Origin of the sequence: Enterococcus sp. DIV1420a, from assembly GCF_051712165.1 — a bacterium.
Taxonomy (GTDB): Bacteria; Bacillota; Bacilli; order Lactobacillales; family Enterococcaceae; genus Enterococcus; species Enterococcus faecalis.
Genome location: NZ_JBIOOI010000002.1, coordinates 375,729 through 397,569 on the forward strand (window position 1 = coordinate 375,729; position 21,841 = coordinate 397,569).

Annotated in this window: 21 protein-coding genes and 1 tRNA gene; 18 read left to right on the forward strand and 4 right to left on the reverse strand. The window is 38.2% G+C overall.

The window, feature by feature from the left end; genetic code table 11:
• The first annotated feature begins 18 nt into the window (after nt 1–18).
• The 7 genes from IGI80_RS13185 (at nt 19) to nifJ (ending at nt 8,374) form a co-directional block, all read left to right on the forward strand.
• Nucleotides 19–276: a DUF3343 domain-containing protein gene (locus tag IGI80_RS13185; RefSeq protein ID WP_002356603.1), complete on the forward strand. Its 258-nt coding sequence runs from the start codon at nt 19–21 to the stop codon at nt 274–276.
• Entirely contained in the window at nt 264–1,019 is a 756-nt protein-coding gene (yqeC, locus tag IGI80_RS13190) for a selenium cofactor biosynthesis protein YqeC (RefSeq protein ID WP_002359659.1), read from the forward strand. Before IGI80_RS13185 ends, yqeC begins: the two co-directional genes overlap by 13 nt.
• Nucleotides 983–1,813, forward strand: a complete 831-nt coding sequence (gene yqeB / locus IGI80_RS13195) for a selenium-dependent molybdenum cofactor biosynthesis protein YqeB (protein ID WP_002356611.1) — start codon at nt 983–985, stop codon at nt 1,811–1,813. Before yqeC ends, yqeB begins: the two co-directional genes overlap by 37 nt.
• Nucleotides 1,814–2,049: 236 nt before the next feature.
• A complete protein-coding gene (locus tag IGI80_RS13200; RefSeq protein ID WP_438723828.1) occupies nt 2,050–2,514 on the forward strand; it encodes a flavodoxin in 465 nt (154 codons plus the stop codon).
• 37 nt (nt 2,515–2,551) lie between these two features.
• On the forward strand, nt 2,552–3,409 hold the full coding sequence (locus tag IGI80_RS13205) for a sulfide/dihydroorotate dehydrogenase-like FAD/NAD-binding protein (protein WP_438723830.1): 858 nt from the start codon (nt 2,552–2,554) through the stop codon (nt 3,407–3,409).
• Nucleotides 3,402–4,820 (forward strand): NADPH-dependent glutamate synthase, encoded by a 1,419-nt coding sequence (gene gltA / locus IGI80_RS13210; RefSeq protein WP_438723832.1) that lies wholly within the window; start codon nt 3,402–3,404, stop codon nt 4,818–4,820. Before IGI80_RS13205 ends, gltA begins: the two co-directional genes overlap by 8 nt.
• Before the next feature lie 20 nt (nt 4,821–4,840).
• Nucleotides 4,841–8,374, forward strand: a complete 3,534-nt coding sequence (gene nifJ / locus IGI80_RS13215; RefSeq protein WP_438723834.1) for a pyruvate:ferredoxin (flavodoxin) oxidoreductase — start codon at nt 4,841–4,843, stop codon at nt 8,372–8,374.
• Nucleotides 8,375–8,410: 36 nt separating this feature from the next.
• On the opposite strand, the gene IGI80_RS13220 is transcribed toward nifJ, so the two are convergent.
• Nucleotides 8,411–9,826, reverse strand: a complete 1,416-nt coding sequence (locus tag IGI80_RS13220; RefSeq protein ID WP_002385738.1) for a Ktr system potassium uptake protein D — start codon at nt 9,824–9,826, stop codon at nt 8,411–8,413.
• 369 nt (nt 9,827–10,195) lie between these two features.
• On the opposite strand from IGI80_RS13220, the gene IGI80_RS13225 reads away from it, so the two are divergent.
• From IGI80_RS13225 to IGI80_RS13260, 8 genes are all read left to right on the forward strand, one after another.
• Nucleotides 10,196–11,713: a flavocytochrome c gene (locus IGI80_RS13225; protein ID WP_002356617.1), complete on the forward strand. Its 1,518-nt coding sequence runs from the start codon at nt 10,196–10,198 to the stop codon at nt 11,711–11,713.
• Between the two features lie 226 nt (nt 11,714–11,939).
• Nucleotides 11,940–12,524: a thymidine kinase gene (locus IGI80_RS13230; protein ID WP_002356618.1), complete on the forward strand. Its 585-nt coding sequence runs from the start codon at nt 11,940–11,942 to the stop codon at nt 12,522–12,524.
• A gap of 11 nt (nt 12,525–12,535) precedes the next feature.
• Entirely contained in the window at nt 12,536–13,609 is a 1,074-nt protein-coding gene (prfA, locus tag IGI80_RS13235; RefSeq protein WP_002356619.1) for a peptide chain release factor 1, read from the forward strand.
• Nucleotides 13,602–14,435, forward strand: a complete 834-nt coding sequence (prmC, locus tag IGI80_RS13240) for a peptide chain release factor N(5)-glutamine methyltransferase (RefSeq protein WP_002370481.1) — start codon at nt 13,602–13,604, stop codon at nt 14,433–14,435. Before prfA ends, prmC begins: the two co-directional genes overlap by 8 nt.
• A gap of 43 nt (nt 14,436–14,478) precedes the next feature.
• On the forward strand, nt 14,479–15,501 hold the full coding sequence (locus IGI80_RS13245; RefSeq protein ID WP_002407192.1) for an L-threonylcarbamoyladenylate synthase: 1,023 nt from the start codon (nt 14,479–14,481) through the stop codon (nt 15,499–15,501).
• 75 nt (nt 15,502–15,576) lie between these two features.
• On the forward strand, nt 15,577–16,815 hold the full coding sequence (gene glyA, locus IGI80_RS13250) for a serine hydroxymethyltransferase (protein ID WP_002356623.1): 1,239 nt from the start codon (nt 15,577–15,579) through the stop codon (nt 16,813–16,815).
• A gap of 131 nt (nt 16,816–16,946) precedes the next feature.
• The gene (gene upp, locus IGI80_RS13255; protein ID WP_002356624.1) at nt 16,947–17,576 is read left to right on the forward strand and encodes a uracil phosphoribosyltransferase; all 630 of its coding nucleotides are present in this window, start codon (nt 16,947–16,949) and stop codon (nt 17,574–17,576) included.
• A 105-nt stretch (nt 17,577–17,681) separates the two neighbouring features.
• The gene (locus IGI80_RS13260) at nt 17,682–17,954 is read left to right on the forward strand and encodes a membrane protein (protein WP_002356625.1); all 273 of its coding nucleotides are present in this window, start codon (nt 17,682–17,684) and stop codon (nt 17,952–17,954) included.
• 73 nt (nt 17,955–18,027) lie between these two features.
• Here IGI80_RS13260 and IGI80_RS13265 read toward each other — a convergent pair whose 3' ends face one another.
• Entirely contained in the window at nt 18,028–18,264 is a 237-nt protein-coding gene (locus IGI80_RS13265; protein WP_002381528.1) for a hypothetical protein, read from the reverse strand.
• Between the two features lie 158 nt (nt 18,265–18,422).
• Between IGI80_RS13265 and IGI80_RS13270 the strand changes: the two genes are divergently transcribed.
• Nucleotides 18,423–18,495, forward strand: a tRNA-Thr gene (locus IGI80_RS13270).
• Nucleotides 18,496–18,544: 49 nt separating this feature from the next.
• Here the strand turns inward: IGI80_RS13270 and IGI80_RS13275 are convergent.
• Nucleotides 18,545–18,871 carry an AzlD domain-containing protein gene (locus IGI80_RS13275; protein WP_002359670.1) on the reverse strand — a complete coding sequence of 109 codons (327 nt, stop codon included), beginning with the start codon at nt 18,869–18,871 and terminating at the stop codon, nt 18,545–18,547.
• A complete protein-coding gene (locus IGI80_RS13280; protein ID WP_002359671.1) occupies nt 18,858–19,565 on the reverse strand; it encodes an AzlC family ABC transporter permease in 708 nt (235 codons plus the stop codon). Before IGI80_RS13280 ends, IGI80_RS13275 begins: the two co-directional genes overlap by 14 nt.
• Before the next feature lie 213 nt (nt 19,566–19,778).
• Here IGI80_RS13280 and IGI80_RS13285 point away from each other — a divergent pair, with 213 nt between their 5' ends.
• Together IGI80_RS13285 and IGI80_RS13290 are read left to right on the forward strand one after the other, a co-directional pair.
• Entirely contained in the window at nt 19,779–20,330 is a 552-nt protein-coding gene (locus IGI80_RS13285) for a helix-turn-helix domain-containing protein (RefSeq protein WP_438723837.1), read from the forward strand.
• 112 nt (nt 20,331–20,442) lie between these two features.
• The gene (locus tag IGI80_RS13290) at nt 20,443–21,774 is read left to right on the forward strand and encodes a hypothetical protein (RefSeq protein WP_002380627.1); all 1,332 of its coding nucleotides are present in this window, start codon (nt 20,443–20,445) and stop codon (nt 21,772–21,774) included.
• Nucleotides 21,775–21,841 lie beyond the last annotated feature (67 nt).

Here is a 21,841-nt window from a genome sequence, read left to right on the forward strand (position 1 = left end):
AAAAAAGAAGGTGAAAAGATGGAGTATTTGCTAACCTTTCCGAATACACATTATGCTGTTCTGGCAGAACAAGTACTGTTGGCAAGAAAGGTGGCTGTTCGCGTCTTTACTTTGCCACCATCATTGACGGATGGCTGTGGGATCGGTTTACTCATTAATGAAGCGGAAATAACTCACAGTGTATGTTTTTTAGAAGAAGCAAAAGTACGCGTAGCCTCTATTTTTTCTGTGAAAAATGACCTTGGGGAAAGGAGGTACCAACTGTGGAGTCCTTAAAAAAGTGTTTTGATTTACAAGGAAAGGAGATTGTGTCAATTGTTGGTAGTGGTGGGAAAACAAGCTTAATGTGGGCGCTAGCAAAAACATATCGAAAAGAAGCTGTTCTGGTTAGTACAACCACAAAAATTGGGTTTCCCCAACGTCAATTGTATGATTATTTTTATACAAACCATTTTGAAAAAATAACGCCGAATATCTGCGGAATCACTTTAGCAGGAACCGCTATCAACAACCAAACAAAACTAACGATGCCTGCAATGACCTCGTTTCAAACATTGTTTCAGCACTTCACGAAAGTTTTTTTAGAAGCGGATGGGTCCAAACAACGACCTTTGAAAGGCTGGTCCTCTTATGAACCCGTGATATTAAAAGAAACAACCACCACAATTGGTGTGCTTCCGATTTCTGTGATTGGTCAAAAGATAGATGAAACGACCATTCATCGGTTGCCGCTTTTTTTGGAATTAACCGATGCGCAACTACAAGAACCAATCACAGAAACATTGTTAGCTCAACTGATTGATCATCCAAAAGGATTGTTTAAAGAGAGCCAAGGCCAACGAATTTTATGTTTAAATCAAACCCATACGCGAAGAGAGTTCGTTCAAGCGATGAATGTCTGTCTTCAATTACCCAAAAGCTGTTTTGAAAAATTAGACAAGATTATTGCTTGCAATATGGAATTAGAGAAAGGACTTATTTTATGGGAGAAATCAGTCAAAACATCCAAGAAAAATTAGTGATTGTTCGCGGAGGGGGCGATCTAGCGACAGGTGTTATCCAAAAATTATGGCACGTTGGCTTTAAAATACTAGTATTAGAAACAGAATGTCCTCTGGCCATTCGGCGGACTGTTTCAGTTTGTGATGCTATTTTTCAGAAAGAACAAAGAGTGGAAGATTTGGTTGCTGTTCGAATTACTTCATTAAAGGATTGCGCGAAATGTTGGCAGCAAAATAAGCTGCCTGTTTTTGTCGATCAAACAGCAAGTGCTATTCAACAATTGAAACCACTGATTGTTATCGATGCGATTTTGGCTAAGAAAAATTTAGGTACGCATCGAGGAATGGCACCGATTACGATTGCTTTAGGACCAGGCTTTTCAGCACCGCAAGATGTCGATGTTGTGATTGAGACAATGCGTGGCCATAGGTTGGGACGTTTATACTTTGAAGGAACAGCTTTACCTAATACAGGTATTCCAGGTGAAATTGGCGGAAAAAGTGCGGAACGAGTTGTCCATGCCCCTGCTTCAGGACAAGTTACCCACCTTAAAAACATAGGGGATCTCGTGTTGAAAGGGGAAGCATTATTTTTAATCGATCAGGTTCCAGTTTATTCGCCTCTGACAGGGACTTTGAGAGGATTGATTTCAGAAAAGGTAACATGTTATCAAGGGTTGAAGTGTGCAGATGTAGATCCTCGACCAGTTGAGAAAGTCGATTGCTTGACGATCTCCGACAAAGCTCGTGCATTAGGGGGAGCGGTTTTAGAAGCAATTTTTATGATTGGAAGAAGGAAAAACGTTTTATAAAAAAGAACCTAAATAATATTTTTTTTACCTTAAAAATATTGTTAAAAAGGTTTGGAATGTGGTATAGTAAAGACGTAGTAAAAAATACTCTATCTCGAAAGGGGAAGAGTACATACTTAGTTAGATTAGTTTGTGAATAAAATCATTTGTAAAAGTTATTTTTTTAGGAATTAATGTAAGGGGTTACAATTGCATTTGAATGCATTGAAATATTTAGGAAAAAAGAAAGGAAATGAATGAAGATGGCACTAGTAAAAATTGTTTATGCAAGTATGACTGGAAACACAGAAGAAATTTCCGAGATTTTGGAAAAACAGTTTCAAGAAGCTGGAGTTGAAGTAGAACGTGAAGAATGTTCAGAAGTTGATGTAGACTTCTTTGATGATGCAGATGCTTGTATTATCTCAACGTATACTTATGGTGATGGGGAACTGCCTTTTGAATTTGAAGATTTCTTTGATGAATTAACTGAGAAGGATTTAGCAGGTAAGCCATTTGGTGTTGTTGGCTCCGGTGATCGTGAATATGGTGAATTTTTCTGTAAATCAGCGCATGATTTTGTAGGAGCTTTTGAAAAAGCTGGTGCTAAAAAAGTAGCTGAAACAGTTGAAATTGAAAACAATGCAGAAGAAGAAGACATCGAAATGCTAAAAACATTTGTTAAAAGTGTCGCCACAACTTTATCTGATAGCGTTGCCTAAGGGTTTAAGAAAGTAGGAGTCAGAATGAAAAGGAACGATGAAGGTAGGTATTTCAATGTTTAATATTCTTCAATCGACTCAATTATCTAGTAATACATTTGATTTTTGGCTGGAAGCGCCAAGAATAGCGACACATGCTCAGGCTGGACAGTTTGTTATTTTAAGAATTGACGAAAAGGGAGAACGGATCCCCTTAACGATTGCGGAGACAAATCCACAAGCAGGCAGTATTCGAATTATTTTCCAAGTAATCGGTAAGACAACAGCTGCACTTTCCCAACTTAAAACTTCAGACTCTTTGTTGGATATCACTGGACCTTTAGGTATGCCCATAGAAGTGAAGCAATATGGAACGGTGATGGTTGTCGGTGGCGGGGTTGGTATCGCGGCTATTTATCCAATTATCAAGGCTTTAAAAGAAGCAGGCAACCGAGTGATTACGATTTTGGGAGCACGAACAGCTGAGTTAGTTCTGTTACAAGAAGAATGCCGTCGTTATTCAGATGAGCTAATCATTACAACGGATGATGGTTCATTAGGTAAAAAGGGCTTAGTAACAGAAGCGATGGAAGAAGTTATTGCACGTGAATCTGTAGCGTGCAGTTGGGCGATTGGGCCCAGCATCATGATGAAATTTTGTACCTTGACAGCTGAAAAACATCAATTACCAATTTATGTTTCCTTGAATCCTATTATGATTGACGGAACAGGCATGTGTGGCGGTTGTCGGGTCACTGTTGATGGCACCATGAAATTTGCCTGTGTTGATGGACCTGAGTTTAAAGGCAATGAAGTAAATTGGGATGAATTCATTAATCGAATGAAGCAATATCAGGAAGAAGAAGCAGTTTGCTTTACAGATCGTTTGAAAGAGCAGGTGGAGAAAAATGGCTAGAAAAAGTCGTATAAAAACACCGATTGCGGAACAAGCACCTACTATCAGAAAGAATAATTTTGAAGAGGTTTGCTTAGGCTATACATTAGCAGAAGGGCAAGAAGAAGCGATTCGCTGTTTACAATGTAAAAATGCACCTTGTATTGCTAAATGCCCCGTGATGATTGATATTCCTGGATTTATTTTAGCTATTCGTGAAGGAAACATGGAACAAGCAGCCGATATTTTAAGTAAATATACGAATTTACCTGCTATTTGTGGACGCGTTTGTCCGCAAGAGAAACAATGTGAACAAGTTTGTAAATTAGGGAAAGCCAAAAACTTTGAACCAGTGGCAATTGGCAAATTAGAACGTTTAGTTGCCGATTGGGCATTAGAAAATCACAAGTTTCCTAAGAAAACAGCGGAACCAACAAAAGGGAAAATCGCAGTGGTCGGTTCTGGTCCTTCTGGGTTAACAGTTGCGGGGGATTTGGCAAAGCTAGGCTACGAAGTAATTATTTTTGAAGCGCTTCATGAAGCTGGTGGCGTATTAACCTATGGCATACCTGAATTTCGATTACCGAAAAAAATTGTTAAACAAGAAATTGCGAGTATTGAAGCCTTAGGTGTAACAATAGAAACCAATGTGGTAGTAGGTAAAACGATTACGATGGAAGAAATAATGTCAGAGTTTGATGCCTGTTATCTATCGGTTGGTGCAGGGGCACCAAATTTTATGGGAATCCCAGGAACTAGTTTAAATGGGGTTTATTCTTCTAGTGAATTTTTAACACGAATCAATTTAATGCATAGCTATGAGTTTCCAGAATATGATACACCGATTAAACGTGCTAAAAATGTTGTTGTGATTGGCGGCGGGAATGTTGCAATGGATGCCGCTCGTTCAGCCAAACGATTAGGCGCTGAAAATGTGAACATTGTGTATCGTCGTTCGTTAGAAGAATTGCCAGCAAGAATTGAAGAATATCACCATTCCCTTGAAGAAGGAATTAACTATTATTGGTTAACGAATCCAATTGCTTATTTAGATGACCAACAAGGAAATCTAGCCGGTGTTGAATGTGTCAAAATGGTTTTAGGTGAACCAGATGCGTCTGGAAGACGACAGCCAGAACCAATTCCAAACAGCACGTTTACCATTCCTGCTGATGCAGTAATCGAGGCAATTGGCCAAGGGGCAAATCGAGTCTTGTTATCAACATATCCAGAAATAGAACTAAACCAATGGGGTTACATTCAAGCTGATCCTAAAACAGGAGCAACCTCAATACCTGGCGTTTTTGCTGGGGGCGATATAGTCACAGGTGCTGCCACCGTTATTTTAGCGATGGGCGCTGGGAAAATCGCAGCTAATGCAATTGATCAGTATGTCAAAACACAAAAAACAACAGTCACAAGCAATGTTTAGGAAAGATAAAAGGTGAAAAAATGAAAAAAACAATGGATGGAAACACCGCAGCGGCTTATATTTCATATGCGTTTACAGAAGTTGCCGCTATTTATCCTATCACACCAAGTTCAACAATGGCTGAGTTGGTAGATGAATGGGCGGAAAGTGGTTTAAAAAATATTTATGGTCAAAAAGTTCAAGTTATTGAAATGCAATCAGAAGCTGGGGCAGCGGGAGTAGTTCATGGTTCGTTAAAAACAGGTGCGTTAACCACTACTTATACTGCTTCACAAGGTTTACTGTTGATGATTCCCAATATGTATAAAATCGCAGGAGAATTGCTGCCTTCTGTGTTCCACGTGGCGGCTCGGGCAGTAACGACAAGTGCGTTGAGTATTTTTGGTGATCATGGCGATGTGATGGCTACCCGACAAACAGGTTTTTGTATGTTAGCAGAATCAAGTGTTCAAGAAGTGATGGATTTGTCGGCAGTTGCTCATTTAGCTAGCTTAGAAGGTAGTTTACCTTTTGTAAACTTTTTTGATGGTTTTAGAACGAGCCATGAACTACAAAAAATCGAAGTGATTGATTATGATGACCTGAAAGAAATGGTGAATCAGGAAGCTGTAACTCGTTTTAGAATGGGAGGCATGAATCCTAATCATCCCACTGTTTCAGGGACCGCTCAAAATCCTGACATTCATTTTCAACAAAGAGAAACAGTCAATAAAAATTACGAAGAAATGCCAAAAATTGTTCAAAAATACATGAAAAAAATTAACAATCTTCGTGGAACAACGTATGATTTAACCGATTATTATGGGGGTGAAGATGCAACAGAAGTCATTATTTCAATGGGGTCGGCTTCACCAGTAATCAAACAAACAGTCGATTATCTCAATCAACAAGGACGCAAAGTTGGTTTTATCAATATTCATTTATATCGTCCATTTCCTACCGAAAACCTTCTTGAAAAATTACCAGCTACAGTAGAAAAGGTTGCTGTTCTAGATCGAACAAAAGAATCAGGAGCCGAAGGGGAACCGTTATTGCTAGATGTTCAAAGCGCTCTTTATCAACATGAAAATCGACCAATTGTGATTGGTGGACGTTATGGGTTAGGCTCTAAAGACGTAGCGCCTAATCAAATTAAAGCGATCTATGATCATTTGTTATTGCCATTTAAAGAATTAAAACAACGCTTTACGGTGGGGATCGTTGATGATGTAACTTATCAATCATTGCCAGAAGAACCTACTTTAGATTTAACGCCAGATACTACCTTCCAAGCAAAATTTTGGGGCTTTGGTTCTGACGGAACTGTGGGAGCAAACAAGCAAGCGATTAAAATTATCGGAGATCATACCGACCTTTATGCACAAGCTTACTTTAGTTATGATTCTAAAAAATCAGGCGGTTTAACCGTTTCGCATCTGCGTTTTGGTAAAGAGCCAATTACTTCCACGTATTTAATTGAACAAGCAGATTTCATCGCTTGTCATAATGCTTCCTATTTGCATAAATACGACCTGTTAAAAGGTTTAAAAGATGGCGGAACGTTTTTACTGAATACTATTTGGGATCAAGAAAAGATTCATCGTTTATTACCGGCTAAGTTAAAAAAATATATTGGGGAGCACCAAATCAAATTTTATATTATCAATGCGGTTGAGTTAGCTCGCAAAGTAGGCTTAGGCCGTCGGATCAATACAGTGATGTCTACTGCCTTTTTTGAAGTAACAGATATTTTAACGAAAGAGCAATATTTACCGTTACTTAAAGAAGAAGTGAAAAAGACTTATGGAAAAAAATCAATGGAAATTGTTGAAAAAAATTACCAAGCGATTGATGCTACCTTTGAATCGCTGCAAGAAATTGTAGTTCCAGAAGATTGGGCAACCATTGTTTTAGAGCCAGAAAATCAAGAGTCGGAAGCTCCAGCTTTTGTGACAAATATTTTAGAACCAATCAATCGTCAAGAAGGGGATCAGCTGACCGTTTCAGATTTGATTGAAAACGGAATGAAGGGCGGTGCCATTCCTATGGGCACTGCGGCTTATGAAAAACGTGGCATTGCGTTAGAAGTGCCTGAGTGGCAAATGGATAAGTGTACGATGTGTAATGAATGTGCCTTTGTTTGTCCACATGCGGCTATTCGACCGTTTTTAGCGGATGAAGAAGAACTGAAAGAAGCACCTGCAGGTTTTGCCATGCGCGAAATGCGTGGCACAGATGGGTTGATGTATCGTATCCAAGTTTCTTTAGAAGACTGTACAGGTTGTGGTCTTTGTGTTCAGGCATGTCCCGTGAAAGACAAGGCGATTTTAATGAAACCTTATGAAACTCAGAAAGAGCAAGCGATGAATTGGGCCTTTGCGATGACTCTTAAACAAAAAGCCAACCCAGTCAAAAAACTTTCTGTTAAAGGTTCCCAATTTAACCAGCCATTGATGGAATTTTCAGGTGCTTGTGAAGGCTGTGGCGAAACACCTTATATTAAGTTGTTGACGCAATTATTTGGTGATCGAATGATGATTGCTAACGCAACAGGCTGTTCATCAATTTGGGGTGGTTCGTCACCGGTGACGCCTTATACAACGAACGAATGTGGCCAAGGACCAGCTTGGAGTAATTCGCTGTTTGAAGATAATGCGGAATATGGTTATGGTATGTATATTGCCAATCGAACGAAACGTCAACATTTAGCTAGTCTGGTTGAAGAAAGTCTTGCTAAAAACGTCGGATCAGATTCACTTCAAGCCTTGTTAAATGATTGGTTGGAACACATGGCTGAAGGGGAAGGAACACAACAGCGAGCAACCAAACTAGCGGCAGCATTAAGTGAAGAAGCCGATGAAGATCCACTTTTAACAAAAATTTACGAACAAAAAGATTTATTAGTGAAAACGAGTCAATGGATTGTCGGCGGCGATGGTTGGGCCTATGATATCGGGTTTAGCGGCATTGATCATGTTCTTGCTAGTGGGGAAGATGTTAATATTTTTGTTATGGATAACGAAGTATATGCCAATACAGGCGGACAAACATCTAAAGCTACACCAGCTTCAGCCATTGCCAAATTCTCAGCGGGTGGGAAACATACCTCTAAAAAAGATTTAGGGATGATGGCAATCACTTATGGGAATGTCTATGTTGCACAAGTGGCTTTAGGCGCAAACTCAATGCAAACGATTAAAGCAATTGACGAAGCGGAGCGGTACCCAGGCCCATCAATTATCATTGGTTATACCCCATGTATTAATCACGGGGTCAAAGGTGGAATGGTTCGGACGTTAGATCAAGCCAAAGAAGCCGTTGAATCTGGCTATTGGCCACTTTATCGCTATAATCCAGAGTTAGTTAAGAAAGGCAAAGATCCGATGGTCATTGACTACAAGAAAACAGATTTTGACAAAATGCGTGATTTCCTTGAAAAACAAACACGTTACTCTGCGTTGCATACAATTAAACAGAATCAAGAAGTAGTCGAACATTTACTTGATAAAACTAAAGAAGATGCAATTGAACGCTCTGAAAGTTATAACAAACTAGTCACACATATGAAAAAATAAAAAAACAAAGCCTCTTACTTGAGAGGCTTTGTTTTTTTATCCAATAATAATTTTTTCTGAAGGGTATTCGTAGCCTAAGTCACGTGTTTCTTTTGGTACAAAAATCATTAAGGTATAAAGCATACCAATACGTCCAATAAACATTAATAAGGCAATCATTAATTTACCTACTGTTGTTAAATCGTCTGTAATGCCCAAAGAAAGACCGGTTGTCCCAAAGGCAGAAGCGACTTCCACAATGATTGAAATCAAGGGCAGATTTTCAGTGGCTGACAAAAAGACGACAGCGAAAAAGCACATAATCAAAGATAACATGAAGACGACAATCGATTTTTTGACATCATCGTCATCTATTTTACGGCTAAAGACGCTAATATCATCTTCACTTTTTAAAAAGGCTAACAAATACAAGCCAATAATCGCAACAGTCGTTGTTCGGACACCACCACCAACAGAGCTAGGACTACAACCAATAAACATTAACACAGAAAAAATAATCAACGTTGTAATTTGGAAGTCTCCTAAATCATTAATTTGGAGGCCAGCGTTTCGTGTAGTCATCGAATAAAACATCGAACTTACCCAACGGCCACTTTCATTCATTGTCAAAAATAGGTGATCTTTTTCTAATAAGTAAATCAAAATAGTCCCGCCAATAAACAGAACAATAAACGCTAGCAAAGCAATTTTACTAAACAATGAGAAGCGGAAAGGCAAGCCTCGTTTCTTCTTGCGAAAGTTCTTTTTCTTAAAATGTAACCACTCATGAATTTCCAGTAAAACGGGAAATCCAATCCCGCCGATAAAAATTAAGAACATAATTGCCAGTAAAAAGAGATAATCATGAGCAAAAGGAATAATTGAATCACCTGAAATATCAAAGCCTGAATTAGTTACTGCAGAAATAGCTTGATAAAAGCCATAAAATATCGCATCTCGCCAGTTCGTATAATAACCACTTATATAAAAATAAAGCGAAAAGAGCGAGCCGAAGATTACTTGGAACCAAATTAAAATCAAAAAAGTGGTGCGGATCAGTCGAACAATTCCGCTCAGTCGCGGCTGATTCATGTCAGTCATAATTAACTGACGTTGCTTTAATGTGATTCGCCGTTTTGATAAAATAAAAAAGACCGTTGAAATCATCATAATCCCTAAGCCACCAACTTGGAAAAGAACCTCCAATAAGACAATCCCACGATCATTAAAAACCGAATTAATATCGACTGTGGTGAGTCCAGTAACACTGACTGTACTGATTGCTAAGAAAAATAAATCAATAAAAGGAACATGCGAGTCAGGTTCTCTGAAAATAGGGAGGCAAAACAATAAATAAGAAATAACCGTCATTAATATGTAGTAAGCGACGATGATTTGAATAGATGAAAAATTTTTGCGAATAAATCGATCGCTTTTTCGCTGTGCCAGCCACAGCAAACGTGTATGGTTCACTAGATAACCTCCCAATTCTAATTAAACTAAGTATACCAAAACTTTTCGCCTCAAACGAATAATTCTGCCAGAAAATCCTTGAAATGACAAATAAAAATAAGAAATTCGTTAGAAATAATTGGAAAACATCCACAAACAAGCGAGAACATGATATTTTATGAAAGAATAGAAAAATAGGTTGTTCCCCAAACAACTTATTGCTAATTGGTCAGTTTGTCTAACGATACAACTTTAAAAAGTAGTGGTAGCTTTTTTATTTCGGTTGATATGTGAATGTGTTCACTTTATGTAACAAACTGTTATTTTTATTCAAATGAAAAATAAGAAATTGTGTTGGTAGAAATCAATAGTTTATAAGGTGGGAAAACAATGAAAAAAGTGTTAATGGGAGTTCTTTCCCTAGGGTTATTATTAGGTGCAGCAACAGGTTGTACAAGCGATCAAGAAAAAGCCGCTGGTAAAACAAAAGCGTCTTCTGAAAAAACAGAAGCAACATCTGGTGCCTCTGCTAATGGTTATACAGATCCAAGTGAACTAAAAGACAGTTATGATGTTGTTATTGTTGGTTCAGGTGGTGCGGGGATGACCGCTGCATTACAAGCCAAAGAAGCTGGCATGAATCCAGTTATTTTAGAAAAAATGCCTGTTGCAGGTGGGAATACAATTAAATCGTCTTCAGGAATGAATGCTTCACAAACAAAATTCCAAGAAAAAGAAGGCATTAAAGATAGCAACGATAAATTCTTTGAAGAAACACTAAAAGGCGGTAAAGGAACCAACGATCAAGAATTACTACGTTATTTTGTTGATCATTCAGCTGAAGCAATTGATTGGTTAGATACAAAAGGAATTACATTGAGCAATTTAACGATTACAGGTGGAATGAGCGAAAAACGCACACACCGTCCTGCTGACGGATCAGCAATTGGGGGCTATCTAGTTGACGGTTTAGTACGTAACGTTCGCGAAGAAAAAATTCCATTGTTTGTTGATGCTGACGTGACAGACTTAGTTGAAGAAAACGGTCAAATCGATGGCGTAAAAGTGAAAATGAAAGATGATAAAGAAAAAACAGTTAAAGCAAAAGCAGTCGTTGTCACAACAGGTGGTTTCGGTGCCAACGAAAAATTAATTACACAATACAAACCAGAATTGAAAAACTATGTTACAACGAACCAAGAAGGCACAACAGGTGACGGTATCCAAATGATTCAAAAAGTTGGCGGTGCGTTAGTAGATATGAAAGAAATTCAAATTCACCCAACTGTTCAACAAAGCGATGCTTTCTTAATTGGTGAAGCAGTTCGTGGAGAAGGCGCAATCTTGGCTTCTCAAAAAGGAGAACGTTTTGTTAATGAGTTAGATACACGTGACAAAGTTTCTGCAGCAATCAATGCCTTACCAGAAAAATCAGCTTATTTAGTCTTTGACCAAGGCGTTCGCGACCGTGCAAAAGCCATTGATTTCTATGATCAAAAAGGTTTCGTGGAAAAAGGTGAAACGATTGAAGAATTAGCTGAAAAAATTGGCATGCCTGCCGATACATTGAAAGCAACGATTGATACTTGGAACCAAGATGTTAATGCCAAAGATGACAAACAATTTGGCCGGACAACTGGCATGGAAGCTGACTTAAGCACAGCGCCTTACTACGCAATTAAAATTGCACCAGGGATTCACCACACAATGGGTGGCGTGAAAATCAACACGAAAACAGAAGTTTTACGTGAAGATGGCACACCAATTAAAGGTCTATATGCTGCTGGTGAATTAACAGGTGGCTTACATGGTCAAAACCGTATCGGAGGCAATGCCATCGCCGATATTATCATTTATGGTCGTCAAGCAGGTACGCAATCAGCAGAATTTGCCTCTGCTCAAAAATAACTAGCATTAAAAAGTCTGAAATTGTAGTCAAATAACTACAATTTCGGGCTTTTTTATTGCATACTAGCAGGATCATTAGTTGGAGTATAAACAGCCCTGCTAAAATGACTTTGGCGTAGATTCTGTTTTTTTCAGAAAAATGCACGACCATTTTAGCTAAAAATACTGCTTTTTTGCTGAAAATATAGTAAAATACGTAAGGAACTAACGGAAAGGTGTAGTGAACATGGCTCAATTATTTTTCAAGTATGGCGCAATGAACAGTGGTAAAACCATTGAAATCTTAAAAGTAGCACACAATTACGAAGAACAAGACAAACCAGTTGTTTTGATGACCAGTGGACTAGATACACGTGATGGTGTCGGGAAAGTATCCAGTCGCATCGGATTACGCAGAGATGCTATTCCAATTTTTGAAGAAACCAATGTCTTTGACTTGATTAATGATTTGTCTTACAAACCTTTTTGCGTATTAGTCGATGAATGTCAATTTTTAAACAAGCATCATGTCATTGAATTTGCACGAATTGTTGACGAATTAGATATTCCAGTAATGGCATTTGGGCTAAAGAATGATTTTAGAAATGAATTATTTGAAGGCTCAAAGTATTTACTTTTATATGCAGACAAATTAGAAGAATTAAAAACGATTTGCTGGTTCTGTCATAAAAAAGCAACTATGAACTTGCACTATATTGATGGCAAACCCGTTTATGAAGGGGATCAAGTCCAAATTGGTGGGAATGAAGCCTACTATCCTGTTTGTCGCAAACATTATTTTCATCCAAAAACAGTGAATGAAGAACAGTAAGGAGAGACACTATGTACGATCAATTACAATCTATTGAAGATCGCTATGAGGAATTGGGCGAATTATTAAGTGACCCAGCAGTCATTAGCGATACAAAACGTTTCATGGAATTATCGAAAGAAGAAGCTAATACACGTGAGACGGTTGAGGTTTATCGCCGATATAAACAAGTTGTTGAAGGGATTAGCGATGCCGAAGAACTTTTAAGTGAAAACTTAGATGCGGAAATGGCCGAAATGGCGAAAGAAGAACTTTCTGATTTGAAAAAAGAAAAAGAAGTGTTAGAAGACCGCATTAAAATTTTATTATTACCAAAAGACCCAAATGATGATAAAAATATCATCATGGAAATCCGTGGTGCAGCCGGTGGCGATGAAGCCGCACTTTTTGCTGGCGACTTATTTAATATGTACCAAAAATATGCAGAAGCACAAGGGTGGAAAGCGGAAGTTTTAGAAGCGAACGTCACTGGAATCGGTGGATATAAAGAAGTAATTATGATGATTTCAGGAGATAACGTCTTTTCAAAATTAAAATATGAAAGTGGCGCTCACCGCGTGCAACGAGTTCCTTCAACAGAATCACAAGGACGGATTCATACATCGACAGCAACCGTTGTAGTTATGCCGGAAGCGGAAGAAGTCGAAATCGAATTAGCTGATAAAGATATCCGTGTCGATATTTATCATGCAAGTGGCGCTGGTGGACAGCACGTCAATAAAACCGCTTCGGCTGTTCGATTAACCCATTTACCAACAGGAATCGTAGTCGCAATGCAAGATGAACGTTCACAGCTAAAAAACCGTGAAAAAGCAATGAAAGTTTTGCGTGCTCGTGTGTATGACCAAATTCAACAAGAAGCACAAAGTGAATATGATGCTAACCGTAAATCGGCGGTGGGGACCGGAGATCGTTCAGAACGAATCAGAACGTATAACTTCCCGCAAAATCGAGTAACGGATCATCGTATCGGTTTAACCATCCAAAAACTAGACCAGATTCTTGCTGGCAAATTAGATGAAATCATTGATGCATTAGTCTTATATGATCAAACATCGAAATTAGAAGAGATGCAAAATGGCTAAACGTTACTTTGAAGTCCTTAACTGGGCTTCTTCTTTTTTAGAGGCGCAAGGCAAAGAAGGCTACGCTATTCACTATGTTTTTTTAGAACGTAAAGGTTGGGATAAAACGCAGTGGCTCCTGCATATGCAAGAAGAAATGCCCCAAGAAGAAGAGGAACAATTAAAAACGGATTTAGCCCAATTATTGACAGATTACCCAGCACAATATTTACTAGGACAAGCTGAATTTTATGGACATTCCTTTATTGTTAATGAACATACTTTGATTCCTAGGCCAGAAACAGAAGAATTAGTCGAGCGTTGCTTAAAAGCCAATCCAGATACTCCTTTGACGGTCGTGGATGTCGGAACAGGGACAGGTGCCATTGCGATTAGCTTGAAACTGGCACGGCCCAACTGGCGAGTTATTGCCATTGATCTTTCAGAGAAAGCGTTGACTGTCGCTAAACAAAACGCGCAAGCATTAGGTGCTGGCATCGAATTTTATCATGGGAATGGCTTACAGCCAGTTGCTTCTGAAAAAATTGATCTGCTTATTTCTAATCCGCCCTATATTAGTGAACAAGAATGGTATTTAATGGATGCAAGTGTCCGAACGTATGAACCTAAAACCGCTTTATTCGCTGAAAATAACGGTTTGGCTTTATACCAACAATTAATTCATGAAAGTCAAACGATGCTTAAAGCAGACGGTAAAATTTATTTTGAAATAGGGTTTCAACAAGGCGCGGCCCTCCAAAAATTATTGAGCGCCGCCTATCCACAAAAAACAATTAAAATTGAAAAAGATTTATCTGGCAACGATCGCCTCGCGATAGCCGAGTAACTAAGGTTCTTCGTCGCCACTTTTCTAGAAGGAGCGATTTGCAATGGAAACAAAAAAATTAACCAAACAAGAAATAGCCCAAGCAGCAGCAGCCATTCAAGCAGGCGAGTTAGTGGCTTTTCCAACAGAAACTGTTTATGGCTTAGGTGCCGATGCCTTAAATGAAGCGGCAGTAAAAAAAGTTTACCAAGTAAAAGGCCGCCCCAGTGATAATCCATTGATTGTTCATGTGAACAACGTTGAGATGGTCAAAAAATACGTGGCGACCTTACCAGAAGTCGCTACAAAATTGGTGTCTGCCTTTTGGCCGGGACCATTAACTTTAATTTTTAATGTGCCTAGCGATACATTTTCTAAAACAGTAACAGGTGGTTTAGAGACAGTCGCTTTTCGTATGCCAGATAACCAAGCGACCTTAGCTTTGATTGAACAAGCCAATGTTCCGTTGGTCGGACCAAGTGCGAACACTTCTGGCAAGCCTAGTCCAACATCTGCAAAGCATGTTTATCATGATTTGCAGGGGAAAATTGCTGCCATATTAGATGATGGCCCAACGCAGATTGGGGTGGAGTCAACGGTCTTAGATTTAACGGCGGAAGATGGTGTGCCAGTTATTTTACGACCAGGAGCAATTACCAAAGAGCAGTTGGAAAGCATTATTCCCCAAGTGAAAATCGATACACATTTAATTAGCGAAAATGCAGCACCCAAAGCGCCAGGGATGAAATACAAACACTATTCTCCTGATGCGGAAGTTTGGATTATAAGCGGTCAAACAGCAGAATGGCAAGCGGCGATTCAGCAAGCAAAAGAACAACAGGAAAAAATCGGCTTATTTTTAAGTGATGAACAGGCAGCACAACTAGATACAGAAAATGCGTTTGTTTATTCTTATGGTGCAGAAACGGTTGAAAATGCCACAAAAGAACTATTTGCAGGGTTAAGAGCGTTAGATGAGCAAGGAGCTACCACGATTTTTGCGCAAGGATTTGCAGAAACTGGTTTAGGCACTGCTTACATGAATCGCTTGAAAAAATCAGCCAATCAAAAATTTTTTGAAAAATAAGAGGTATTTGTAACGAAGCTGACACAGAAGTATGATACAATCAGACAAAAGAAAACAAAATGGAGTGTTGTTTGAATGGATTACAAAACGTATGACCCAGATTTATGGAATGCAATTGCAAGAGAAGAAGAGCGCCAAGAAAATAACTTGGAACTAATCGCATCTGAGAATGTTGTGTCAAAAGCAGTTATGGCTGCCCAAGGAAGTATTTTAACGAATAAATATGCAGAAGGTTACCCTGGTAAACGGTACTATGGTGGTTGTGAATTTATCGATATCGTAGAAAATTTAGCTATCGATCGTGCCAAAGAATTATTTGGTGCAAAATTTGCGAATGTACAAGCCCATTCAGGTTCTCAAGCCAATACAGCGGCATACCTTTCATTGGTTGAACCAGGTGATACCATTTTGGGGATGGATTTATCAGCTGGTGGTCACTTAACACATGGTTCGCCCGTTAACTTTAGTGGAAAAACCTATAATTTTGTCAGTTATGGAGTGGACCCTTCAACAGAAGTAATCGATTACGATGTCGTGCGAATTTTAGCAAGAGAACATCGTCCAAAATTAATTGTTGCTGGCGCAAGTGCGTATTCACGAACGATTGATTTCAAACGTTTCCGTGAAATCGCTGATGAAGTAGATGCCAAGTTAATGGTTGATATGGCGCATATTGCAGGCTTGGTAGCTTCAGGGTTGCACCCAAATCCAGTTCCGTATGCTGATATCGTAACAAGTACGACCCATAAAACATTGCGTGGTCCTCGTGGCGGTTTAATTTTGACAAATAGCGAAGAATTGGCGAAAAAAGTAAATAGTAGTATTTTCCCAGGCATTCAAGGTGGCCCATTGGAACATGTGATTGCTGGAAAAGCCGCAGCTTTTAAAGAAGCTTTGGATCCAAGTTTTGCTGAATATAGTCAGCAAGTGATTGCAAATGCACAAGCGATGACGAAAGTTTTCAATCAAGCGCCAGAAGCTCGTTTAATTAGTGGGGCAACAGACAACCACTTATTACTGATTGAAGTGACAGGTTTTGGTTTAAATGGAAAAGAAGCAGAAGCTATTTTAGATAGTGTAAATATTACTGTCAATAAAAATTCAATTCCGTTTGAACAATTAAGTCCATTTAAAACAAGTGGTATCCGTATTGGAACGCCTGCGATTACTTCACGTGGTTTTAAAGAAGAAGATGCGGTAGAAGTTGCTAAATTAATCGTCCAAGTTTTAAAAGATCCAGAAAATACAGCAGTTCATGATGAAGTCAAAGCAGCTGTAGCAGCGCTAACTAAAAAATATCCATTATATAACTAACATCAGGGATAGCTGAAGCGCGATTCTCTGTACAAATAAGAGTCGGAGCTTAGGATTTAAGGAATTCAACTTGTGTCCTAGGCTCTTTTGTTTTACAATAAGAAAGAATAAAATAATGAAGGAGAATAGATATGGGAAAATTTCAAGTAATTGATCATCCGCTAATTCAACACAAACTAACAATGATTCGCGAAAAGAACTGTGGGACAAAGGTTTTCCGCGAAGTTGTCAACGAAATTGCTATGTTAATGGCTTATGAAGTATCACGGGATATGCCTTTAGAGGATGTTGTCATCGAAACACCGATGGGTAAATCAACACAAAAAACACTTTCAGGGAAAAAAGTAGCAATTATTCCTATTTTACGTGCCGGCATTGGCATGGTTGATGGGATTTTAGAATTAATTCCAGCAGCGAAAGTTGGACACGTTGGACTTTACCGTGATGAAGAAACATTGCAACCACATGAATACTTCGTGAAATTACCTGAAGACATTGCAAGTCGTCAATTATTTGTTGTTGACCCAATGCTAGCAACAGGTGGTTCCGCAATTATGGCCATCGATTCCTTAAAAGAACGTGGTGCTAGCAACATTAAATTTGTATGTCTAGTGGCCGTTCCAGAAGGTGTGAAAGCTTTACAAGAAGCGCACCCAGATGTAGATATTTATACAGCAGCTTTAGATGAGCGCTTAAACGAAGACGGCTATATCGTTCCTGGTTTAGGGGATGCTGGTGACCGTTTATTCGGAACAAAATAATAACAAAAAACCGTTAGGTAACCGATTATGGTTACTAACGGTTTTCTTTTGCTTAAAGAACTTTTCTAGGTGTATAATAAAAAATAAAAAAACAAAGGAGTAGCTATGAAAAAGAATAAAAAAGTCTTACACGCTATCGCTGTGATTGCTAGTGTGATGTCAGTTTTGATGTATGTTTCATATATTCCACAAATTTATGGAAATTTACATGGGGAAAAAGGCAATCCGACGCAACCATTAGTGGCAATGATTAATTGTATTTTTTGGACGATTCACGGGCTATATGGAGACGATGGAGAAACACGTGATAAGTCCATTATTTTTGCTAATGTTCCTGGAATTATTTTTGGTTTTTTTGCGTTTATTACAGCATTATAGTTTCCGACGAATTGGAAAGTATTCCAATTCTGTACATAAAAAAGAGCGGGGGAAATTTCCCACGCTTGAAGAATTAAATCTTTTTCAATTGTTTGTAATTAATAACAATCACACCATTGCTGTGCACCATTAAGTGATTGTTTTTTTGCGTTTCGTCAATTTCGACGACAGCGGCATTTTTTAATTGTTTCGTAACAACGCCTGTTTGTGGCTGTCCGTGAACAAGAAAAGTAACATGGGTGTCAACGGCGAAATCCTTACCAGCATCCGATGGAACAACAGGAGTAACCATACCATTAAAATTTGACATACAAAAAACCATCCTTTCTTGATATCTCTATTATACCACATTTTCAGAAAAAAGTTTGTAAAGTCGCTATTTGGCTTATTTTAAAGAGATTTTGCATAAATAAATAACAAACAGACTTTACAAATAAAGTAGAAAGTCCTATAATAGATTTGTTTCAGGCCAGCTTAGCTCAGTTGGTAGAGCAACGCACTCGTAACGCGTAGGTCACAGGTTCGATCCCTGCAGCTGGCATCTAAAAAAACAGACAGGCACTACCATCTGGTAGTGCCTGTCTGTTTTTTTAGATAAAATATTGGATTAGTGCAAATGAAGCAATGCCTACCAGTACAATAAGCAATAAGTTTTTAGTAAGTATTGCGGCTAAAATGGTAGGAAATGAAGCGAATAAATAAGGAAGATTGAGGCTTGGTAAATGTCCTATTCTTTGTTCAAATAAGCTACTAAACCATAAGGCGGACATAATCACAATGGGAACAAAACTTAGATATTCTAATAATTTCTGTGGCAGACTGATTTTTTTTAAAAGTAAAAATGGCAGTATTCTTGAAAGCCAGGTTGCAACGGTACAGCCTAAAATTGTTAAAAAGAGATACTCAGAAGAAGGCATTTTTTATCATCACTCCTATTCCACAACCGATTAACGTGACAACTAAGACAATTAAATTACTGGGAATAAAAATTAGACCAATAGACATCAACCCAAAAGTAATCAGGACCATGATGAGTTGTAAAGCGATTTTCATGGAACGATCACTAATTATCTGCAGATAAAGTAAACCAATGAACATAGCCACGACCGCAAACTCAAGACCTAATGCTTGAGGGTTTGCAATAAAGCGCCCTAGATAGGCACCGATGATCGTCGAAAAAACCCAAGTCGCATAGGAAATCAAATTGGCAGCATTAAACCACTCAAAACTTAAACGTCCTTTGGTATGGTTTAATTTATTCATTCCTAGTGCAAAACTTTCATCCGTCAGTAAGGTTCCCAACCAGAGATTTTTACCGAGAGATTCGGCTTTAAAGTAAGGCGCAATGGTCATTCCCATAAGAATCATACGCGCATTTACTAAGAAAGTCGCTAACACAATAGATAAGATAGGGCTGCCGCCAGTCAACATACTAACTGTTACAAACTGAGCAGATCCTGCAAAAATAAAAAACGACATCGCACTAACAATCAGAGGGGAAAAACCTGCTGCTTGTCCTACGATACCAAAAGCAATGCCAATACCAATATAGCCAAAAACCGTTGGCAAGGCTTCACGAATGCCAGTGCGTGCATCTAATTGGTGGTTCATTCTCTTTTTTTCCTTCTTTCTGTATAAAATTTAAACACGTGTGTCTGAAAATCTAGACCTTCGATAATAAGACACAACGAGCGAATGAGCGTTTTCATTATTAACCACTCCTTTTGAACAACTAAGATATATATTGTATAATACAATAAAGAATACTTTTGTTCAATATATTAAACTTTTGGATGATAAAAAGAAACAGAAGGAGCAACTATTTTGGAGATTAATACAATTATTGGCAATAATTTAAAAAAAATTAGACAAGAAAAAAAACTTACGTTAGATGAACTAGCTGGGATAACCGGAGTGAGTAAAGGGATGCTTTCGCAGATTGAAAAAGGAGCCACCAATCCTACCATAAATACAATTTGGAAAATAAGTAATGGACTCAATGTTCCATATACGTATTTATTAGAAGATGACTATGTTAAAGAAAATCCCGTGGTTAAAAAAACTGAGACGGTAACACAACATTCTGAAGATCACTCCTATCGAGTCTTTAATTACTACTCAGACAACCAGGAAAGAAACTTTGAACTCTTTCAGTTTGAATTAGATCCAGGGAAAAAGTATCAAGCTGTTGGGCATTCAAAACGTTCGACAGAATATGTCATGGTTATTCAAGGATCATTAGCTCTTGAAGTGGGCGGTCAGAGATATCTTCTTCCAAAAGACGCTGCTATGTATTTTGATGCTAATCAAGTACACACGTATATAAATGACGGAACAGAGAAAGTCCAAGCAGTCGTCATTAACTATTATACGTAACAGTGGAAAATAAACATTAGAAAATTGCTGCATCTGTTATTTTATGGACAAAAAAAGTAAACAATGCTACCCTAAAAATAATAGAAAATGAAAGATAAAAGAAGAGGTCAAAATGAATAAAAAAATTGAAAGTCTTGGTAATACAGCATTAAGTTTACTAAGTAATACGATTATTGTTGTGCCTTATTTACTTTACATTCAATTGAGTGATGGACACAACCTTCTAACAATTTTACCATTTGTCTTATTTTATACATTGCGTATGACAGGCATTTTTCTAGTTCGAGGAATTAATTTGTCTTTGACTAGTCTAGGTCTACTAAAGATTTCTCTATTGTTAGGCTTGGCAGGATCCTTAATTGGGATCGCCGGCGCTTTTTCTTTCCCGCTTTATAGTATTTCAGGAATGTTGTTAGGACTTAGTGGGGCGTTGTTGCCACCAAGTAATCAATCAATTCGCTTTTTCTTGAAAGAAGAAGGTCAAAAAATCAGTCACAGCAATCTTTTAACGACAGTCTTATTGACCGCTGTTTTATTTGGCGCTTTATTTTTTAAAGCGACTGAGATTGGACTGGCGTTATTGGTGTACGCGCTCTATTTTCTGCTTGCTTTAGTAGCAATCAAGAGCTATCCTGTTTCATTAAACGAGCTAGAAGAAGAATCAGCAGAAGTTTCACGAAAAGAATTAATTCTGTTTGTTATCTTTTTTGTGTTATTACTTTTATTAAGAAGTGGTCGCTTATTAACGAATGCGGTGGAATTTGATTATGCGATTGTTGGCGCCTGCTGTTTCTTTGTGGTGGCTGTCCTTTTCGTTAGTCATTATGGCAAACGCGGCGCGTATAAAGTATCGCTAGAAATGAATCTTGCGACCTTGATTAACGGGATTGTCGGGAACTATTTATTTTTATTTGGTTCCATTTATGTTGCAGGGGTTTATGGCAGAGCTCATATGGGCATCTATCTCTATTTACCTTATGTTTTAGGGATGATTTTTGCAATGATTGCAGCTAGTAAAACGAAACAATGGTCAAACAACATACCAATGGTTGGTCTGGCGGGAAGTTTGGGAATATTACTTCTTACCTCGTGGACTATTTTAGGCCTGTTTCTCTTGAGTTTTTTCAAAAGCACATTGAATAGCTTTTTAGCTAGGCGATATTATCAAGAGACAGATTTGCCAAAAGATAGCCGCATCCTTATCAAATATACAACACAAACAAAAGGGAGTTTATTCCATCAATTTATTTTGATGGCGCTTATGTTAGTCACTGTAGTAGGCAAAGGTGGCACGACACAATTTTTATTAGAATTGACTGGCGGCAAAGGTATTTCAACGCAAACAAGTCAATTTTTAACTTTCATTAAAAATAGTAACTCGCTCTTAGTGTTATTGTTTATTGCAGTTTATTTCGTGGTCGTTTTTCGTCAAAAGAAACGATAATTTACAAATATTAATAAAAAAATACTTGGAAAAACAGTGATTGTGGCTGATTTTCCAAGTATTTTTT